Consider the following 1,549-nt stretch of genomic DNA (forward strand, 5'->3'; position numbering starts at 1 on the left):
AGGAAACCGGAGTCCGGGGCAGCGTGCTGGCGGCCCTCGGCAGCATCGACTACTGGTTCGTTACCGAGGGCCGGCGGGTGCACAAGACCGTGCACCATTATCTGATGCGGTTCTCCAGCGGCGAGCTATCCGACGACGACATGGAAGTCGCCGAGGTCGCGTGGGTGCCGATCCGGGAACTCTCGTCCCGGCTGGCCTACGCCGATGAGCGCCGGCTGATGCAGGTGGCCGACCAACTGATCGACAAGCTGCACACCGACGGCCCGGCTGCGCTGCCGCCGCTGCCGGCGATCGCTCCGCTGCGGCAACCCCAGACGCATTCGCGCACCCGCGATCGCCGCGCCGACCGGCAGGCACCCGACCGGAAGTACGGTCGCGGAGCGGCCCCGTGACCCACCGGTGACCATGCGGTGCACATCGATACGGCGGCGGACGTCGAGGCGGGAGCTCAGGCGAGGTGTTGCAGCGCGCCTGGCCGTGGTAGTCGCCATCGTGGCGGACGCGGCAACCGCATGCGCCCTGTGGACTTTGTGCGCCCTATCCATCGGCGCCCCGCACGCCGCAGCCGGCGAGCCGGGTGCGGTGTCGTTCGTCGCTATCCGGATCGACGGGGTGACCCCCGCGGTGGTCACCACGACCAGCGACCCGGTGGTCACCGTCACCGGAACGGTGGCCAACGTCGGCGACCGTCCGGTCCGCGACGTGATGGTCCGCCTCGAGCAGGCCACCGCGGTGGCGTCCTCAGCCGGCCTACGCACCAGCCTGGACGGCGCCGACGACCAGTACCGTCCGGTGGGCGACTTCGTCACGGTCGCGGCCGAGCTGCAGCGCGGTCAAGACGCCCCCTTCACCCTGTCGGCCCCACTTCACTCACCCAGTCAGCTGTCGCTGGACGTCGATCGTCCCGGCGTGTACCCGTTGTTGGTCAACGTCAACGGCACACCGGACTACGGCCAACCCGCCCGTCTGGACGACGCCCGTTTCCTGTTGCCGGTGGCGGGTGTGCCATCTGACCCCGGCGATCTGGCCGCCGGGCAGCGGACCACCGTTGTCGCGCCGGACACCTCCCAACCGGTGCAGTTGACCGTGCTGTGGCCGTTGGCGGACCGTCCGCGGCTGGCTCCAGGCGCACCGGGCGGCACGCTGCCGGTACGGCTGACCGACGACGACCTGGCGGGCTCGCTGGCCGCAGGCGGCCGACTGGACGCGCTGCTCTCCTCGGCCGAGTTCGCCACCACCCCGGCCGCCGACGCCGAGGGCACCATCACCCGGTCGCTCTGCCTAGCGATCGACCCCGATCTGCTGGTCACCGTCAACGCCATGACCGGCGGCTACGTGGTAGCCGAAACACCCGACTCCTTTGACAGCACGGCTGTCCACCCCGGCACCGGCCAGGCCGCGGCGACGGCATGGCTGGATCGGCTCCGCACGTTGGCGCACCGGGTATGCGTCGCGCCGATCCCCTACGCCCAGGCCGATCTCGGCGCCCTGCAACGGGTCGGCGACCCGGGCCTCGACACGATCGCCGTCACCGGCCCCGCTGAGATCA

The 1,549-nt window shown here is 71.3% G+C and carries 1 protein-coding gene and 1 pseudogene; both read left to right on the forward strand.

Annotated elements, in window-relative coordinates; translation table 11 throughout:
- On the forward strand, nucleotides 1-392 hold a 392-nt coding region (locus AC2VOP_RS11205), incomplete at its 5' end, for an NUDIX domain-containing protein (RefSeq protein ID WP_486961031.1).
- A gap of 13 nt (nucleotides 393-405) precedes the next feature.
- A pseudogene (locus AC2VOP_RS11210) lies at nucleotides 406-1,549 on the forward strand (hypothetical protein); the annotation flags it as partial.

Source organism: Mycobacterium sp. TH-M106, assembly GCF_057473765.1.